This window comes from Geoalkalibacter sp. (assembly GCF_030604225.1).
Lineage (GTDB): Bacteria > Desulfobacterota > Desulfuromonadia > Desulfuromonadales > Geoalkalibacteraceae > Geoalkalibacter.
The window spans coordinates 1-3,649 of record NZ_JAUVWH010000192.1 but is presented as its reverse complement, the minus strand read 5'-3'; the positions used below and the strand labels follow the sequence as shown (position 1 = coordinate 3,649).

The following is a 3,649-nucleotide window of genomic DNA, read 5'->3' as shown; positions in this document are numbered from 1 at the left end:
AGCCTGGAGATGTTCGTCATCGCCACCGTCGGCCTGGTCATGAACCTGGTGGTGGCCTCGCGCCTGCACGGCCACTCCCATGACGATCTCAACGTGCGCAGCGCCTTTCTCCATGTGCTGGGCGATGCCATCGCCTCGGTGGGCGTGATCCTCGGCGGACTGATCATGCTGTTCACCGGCTGGTACGTGGTGGACGCGCTGATTTCCGTGGCCATCGCCCTGATCATCGGCTTCGGCGCGCTGCGCGTGATCCGCGCCGCCGGCCACATCCTCCTCGAAGGGGTGCCGCCGCACATCGATATCAACGAGATCGTGGCGAAAATGCGCGCCGTCAAGGGGGTCAACGACGTGCACCACCTGCACTGCTGGTCGATCTGCTCGCACATCACCTCGCTCTCGGCGCATATCGACATCGAGCCCGAGTACCGCCTGCGCCAGGGGCAGATCATCGGCGAAATCGAGGAGATGCTCGACCACGACTACCACATCACCCACACCACCCTGCAGGGCGAGTGCTCGCGCTGCCTGAGCGGGCCGGTGATCCAGCAACTCCACCATCGGGAACGGCGCTCCAGTCTGTGCAGTCACGGCCACGGCGCGCACCATCACGACCATTCGCATCATTGAGGGGGATATGAAGAAAATCTTTGGTCTGGTCGTCTGGGGGCTGCTCTTCGTCCTGCTGTTGGCGGCCGTCGATCAGGCGTTGCTGCGCACCGATCTCGATGTCCCCGGCTACCGCGAGGCGCGACGCTTCTACGTCGATTTCCGCAATCGCCTGCTGCGGTTGAGCGGCGCGGAGCCATCCCTGAGCATCGAGGGGATCATCGACCGCGCGCCCGCCGCGCCCAAGGGCAAGCAAGCGGATGCCGGCGGCTACCTCTACGCCGATGAGACGGGTGCGCTGCACCTGGTCGATACGCTCGATGAGGTGCCGCCGCGCTACCGCGGCGAGGCGAAACCCCTCAGCCGCTAAGGCTCAGGGCAGGGTGCCGTAGATCTCCGGGCGGCGATCCTCGAAGCAGCGAATCTTGCTCCGAAAACTCACCATCTCCTCGAAGTCGAAGAGGGCGCGCGTTTCCACGTCCTGCTCCCCGCCTTCCGCCAGCACCTCGCCCCAGGGCGAAATCAGCAGGCTCATGCCGAAAAAATCCAGCTTGCCCTGAATGCCGCAGCAGTTGGCCGCCACCACGAACTGCTGGTTTTCGATGGCGCGCGCCCGCAACAGGGTGCGCCAATGCTCCTGGCGGGGCTTGGGCCATTCGGCGGGCAGACAGAGAATCTCCGCGCCTTCCAGGGCCAGCTTGCGAAAGAGTTCGGGAAAGCGCAGATCGTAGCAGATCGCCACGCCCAGGCGGCCCACCGAGGTGGGCGCCACCAGGGTGTGGTCGCCGGCGGCGAGAAAGCGGTCCTCGCCCATGTTGGAGAACAGGTGCAGCTTGCGATAGCTGCCGCGCGCCTCGCCCCGATCGATGACCCTGGCGGTGTTGTAGAGCTTGCCGTCCTGCTTCTCCGGCAGGCTGCCGACCACCACCAGGCCGAGGCGCGCGCTGAGTTCACGCAGTTCGGCGAGCAGGTGCGGGGTCTGCTCGGCCAACTCGGCGAGGCGGCGATAATCGTAGCCGCAGCTCCACATTTCGGGCAGCACGGCCAGATCGCAGCCGTCCGCGGCCAGGCGCTCGAGGGCGGCGAAGGCCTTGGCGCGATTGACGGCGATCTCGCCGAGGGCGATGTTGAACTGCACGGCGGCGGCACGGATTTGTCGATTCATCTTGCCTCCAAGAGAACAATGTTTTAAAAGTATCGAGTTCTTGTCTTTTCCTGGGTGGTCCGCGAGGGATTATAGGTCATCCTCGAGCCGCCCACAACCGGAAATGAACCAGTTTTTACCGGTTTGCCTTGACACCCCGGAACGGCCCGATTAATCTTAATCCCGTTTTAAATTTCCCCGCGTCTTGCGGGCAATAGGTTGCTTATGGCCCGGCTGATCACCTTCGTCATCCTGTTTTTGTTCTGGATCATGCTCTCGGGGATGTTCGATGCCTTCCATCTGTCCCTGGGAGTCCTGTCCTGCGCTCTCGTCGCCTGGCTGTCGAGCGACCTGCTGTTCGCCGGCGGCAAGCTGCCGAGCAGTCCGCGCAGCCTGATCGGCCTGGCGCTCTATCTGCCCTGGCTGTTCTGGCAGATCGTGGTGGCCAACGTGCAGGTGGCGGCCATCGTCCTGCACCCGCGCATGCTCGAGCGCATCAACCCGCAGATCATTCGCTTTCGTACCCGGCTCAAGACACCCTTCGCGCGGGTCACCTTCGGCCAGTCCATCACCCTGACGCCGGGCACCATCACCGTCAATGTCGATGGCGACGAATTCACCGTCTATGCCCTCACGGACGATTCGGCGGGCAGCCTGCCCGGCGAGATGGAGCGCCGCGTGGCGGCGGCCCTGGAAGGAGAGAAGGTCTGATGGAGACGGTTTTTCTCGGCGCGGCGATCATATTGACCCTGCTCATCCTGGCGAGCCTGTATCGCGTGGTGGGCGGGCCCACGGTGCTTGACCGCATCGTCGGCGTCAACGTGGTCGGCGCCAAGACCACGGTGCTGCTGCTGCTCATCGGCCTGCTCTACCGCGACGTGGCCATGTTCGTCGACATCGCCCTGGCCTATGCCCTGCTCAACTTTATCGCGACCCTCGGAGCGACCAAGTTCTTCCTGCGGCGGCGCAGCGTGCGCCTCGAGGACGAACAGGCGCCGTCCAAGGAGGTGCCCTGATGCTGTCCTTCATCGTCGCCCTGGTGCTGGCGGCGGCCGTGTTCTTTTTCGCCGTCGGCACCTTGGGCATCCTGCGTTTTCCTGATTTCTACACGCGCCTGCACGCCGCCGGCAAATGCGACACCCTGGCGAGCATGCTCGCTTTGTTCGCCGTGGCGCTCTTCACCCTGCAGGATTGGACCTTCGCCGAACTGCTGGTGAGTCTGAAGATTCTCGCCATCGCCGGCTTTGTCTTCATCGCCAGTCCCACCGCCTGCCACGCCATTACCCGGGCCGCGCTGGTGCTGGGCGTCGAGCCCTGGGAGCGTCGGGAGGGCAAGAAATGATCTGGCAACTGGATCTGCTGATTCTGACCTTGCTGGTGATCTGCGCCATCGGCGCCATCACCGTGCGCGATCTGCTGAGCGCCACCATGATTTTCGGCGCCTACAGTTTTCTCATGTGCCTGCTGTGGGCCGAGATGGGCGCCGTCGACGTGGCTTTCACCGAGGCGACGGTGGGCGCCGGGGTCAGTACCATTTTGTTCATCGCCGCCATCCTGCGCACCAGTCGAAGGAGTAAGGATTGAAGCTGCTCGCTTTTCTCGCCACGCTGCTGACCGGTGCCATCCTGCTCTACGGCACCGGCGAGTTCGCCGCCTGGGGTGATCCCGCATCGCCGGCCAACGCCCATGTCTCCGTGGGCTACATCGAGGAGGCGGTCAAGACCACCCACACCCCCAACCTGGTGACCGCCGTGCTCGGCGACTACCGCGGTTACGACACCATGTTCGAACTGGTGGTCATCTACTGCGCCGGCATGGCCGTCATCGGCGTTCTGCGGAGCATGAAGGCATGAAGATCCTGCAAGAGCGCGCCCGCGGCGGCGCCATGGGCGAAGATCT

General features: G+C 64.1%; 8 protein-coding genes. 7 read left to right on the top strand and 1 reads right to left on the bottom strand.

Translation table 11 applies throughout. The features are described 5' to 3' along the window. Both QAT43_RS14580 and QAT43_RS14575 read left to right on the top strand, forming a co-directional pair. On the top strand, positions 1–627 hold a 627-nt coding region (locus QAT43_RS14580; RefSeq protein WP_305043819.1), incomplete at its 5' end, for a cation diffusion facilitator family transporter. Between the two features lie 7 nt (positions 628–634). After that, positions 635–976: a hypothetical protein gene (locus QAT43_RS14575; RefSeq protein WP_305043818.1), complete on the top strand. Its 342-nt coding sequence runs from the start codon at positions 635–637 to the stop codon at positions 974–976. A gap of 3 nt (positions 977–979) precedes the next feature. On the opposite strand, the gene QAT43_RS14570 is transcribed toward QAT43_RS14575, so the two are convergent. After that, positions 980–1,771 carry a carbon-nitrogen family hydrolase gene (locus QAT43_RS14570; RefSeq protein WP_305043817.1) on the bottom strand — a complete coding sequence of 264 codons (792 nt, stop codon included), beginning with the start codon at positions 1,769–1,771 and terminating at the stop codon, positions 980–982. A 204-nt stretch (positions 1,772–1,975) separates the two neighbouring features. On the opposite strand from QAT43_RS14570, the gene QAT43_RS14565 reads away from it, so the two are divergent. The 5 genes from QAT43_RS14565 to mbhE are packed head-to-tail and all read left to right on the top strand — an operon-like array spanning position 1,976 to position 3,603. Next, complete coding sequence (locus QAT43_RS14565) at positions 1,976–2,461, top strand: Na+/H+ antiporter subunit E (protein ID WP_305043816.1); 486 nt, start codon at positions 1,976–1,978, stop codon at positions 2,459–2,461. Next, complete coding sequence (locus QAT43_RS14560; protein WP_305043815.1) at positions 2,461–2,766, top strand: monovalent cation/H+ antiporter complex subunit F; 306 nt, start codon at positions 2,461–2,463, stop codon at positions 2,764–2,766. The genes QAT43_RS14565 and QAT43_RS14560 overlap by 1 nt, the downstream gene beginning before the upstream one ends. Further along, positions 2,766–3,092: a monovalent cation/H(+) antiporter subunit G gene (gene mnhG, locus QAT43_RS14555; RefSeq protein ID WP_305043814.1), complete on the top strand. Its 327-nt coding sequence runs from the start codon at positions 2,766–2,768 to the stop codon at positions 3,090–3,092. Before QAT43_RS14560 ends, mnhG begins: the two co-directional genes overlap by 1 nt. After that, positions 3,089–3,334, top strand: coding sequence for a Na(+)/H(+) antiporter subunit B (locus QAT43_RS14550; RefSeq protein ID WP_305043813.1), 246 nt, complete (start codon positions 3,089–3,091; stop codon positions 3,332–3,334). Before mnhG ends, QAT43_RS14550 begins: the two co-directional genes overlap by 4 nt. Continuing rightward, positions 3,331–3,603 (top strand): hydrogen gas-evolving membrane-bound hydrogenase subunit E, encoded by a 273-nt coding sequence (gene mbhE / locus QAT43_RS14545; RefSeq protein ID WP_305043812.1) that lies wholly within the window; start codon positions 3,331–3,333, stop codon positions 3,601–3,603. The genes QAT43_RS14550 and mbhE overlap by 4 nt, the downstream gene beginning before the upstream one ends. Positions 3,604–3,649: the final 46 nt, after the last annotated feature.

Coding starts and splice junctions, on each gene's coding strand:
- mnhG (WP_305043814.1), top strand. CDS start 2,766: ATGCTGTCCTTCATCGTCGCCCTGGTGCTGGCGGCGGCCGTGTTCTTT.
- QAT43_RS14570 (WP_305043817.1), bottom strand. CDS start 1,771: ATGAATCGACAAATCCGTGCCGCCGCCGTGCAGTTCAACATCGCCCTC.
- QAT43_RS14560 (WP_305043815.1), top strand. CDS start 2,461: ATGGAGACGGTTTTTCTCGGCGCGGCGATCATATTGACCCTGCTCATC.
- QAT43_RS14550 (WP_305043813.1), top strand. CDS start 3,089: ATGATCTGGCAACTGGATCTGCTGATTCTGACCTTGCTGGTGATCTGC.
- QAT43_RS14575 (WP_305043818.1), top strand. CDS start 635: ATGAAGAAAATCTTTGGTCTGGTCGTCTGGGGGCTGCTCTTCGTCCTG.
- QAT43_RS14565 (WP_305043816.1), top strand. CDS start 1,976: ATGGCCCGGCTGATCACCTTCGTCATCCTGTTTTTGTTCTGGATCATG.